Source organism: Staphylococcus pasteuri, from assembly GCF_030547725.1.
In the GTDB taxonomy this organism is placed as follows: Bacteria; Bacillota; Bacilli; order Staphylococcales; family Staphylococcaceae; genus Staphylococcus; species Staphylococcus pasteuri.
The window spans coordinates 1-251 of the sequence record NZ_JAUOQO010000649.1 but is presented as its reverse complement, the minus strand read 5'-3'; the positions used below and the strand labels follow the sequence as shown (position 1 = coordinate 251).

1 protein-coding gene is annotated in these 251 nt (G+C 45.8%); it reads right to left on the bottom strand.

The window, feature by feature from the left end; all coding sequences use genetic code 11:
• On the bottom strand, nucleotides 1-251 hold a 251-nt coding region (tssJ, locus tag Q4528_RS15045), incomplete at both ends, for a type VI secretion system lipoprotein TssJ (RefSeq protein WP_303522493.1).

Here is a 251-nt window from a genome sequence, read left to right as displayed (position 1 = left end):
AGTTACTACTTCACGCCAGCTGGCGGTGTCGATATCTCGATAAGCAACTAATACACCGGCATAACGAACGCCCGGAGACAACGACAATTTATATTCAAACTGGCTACCTGGTTCAAATTCGAACTCGGTGCGATTGATTAGATCAGGACCAAGCACTTGCGATGCATCGTCGTACAAAGCAAAGAAATCTTGGCTATCGAATAAGGTGCGAGACGATAATTCAAAGACTTTCACTACGACCGGTGAAGCAC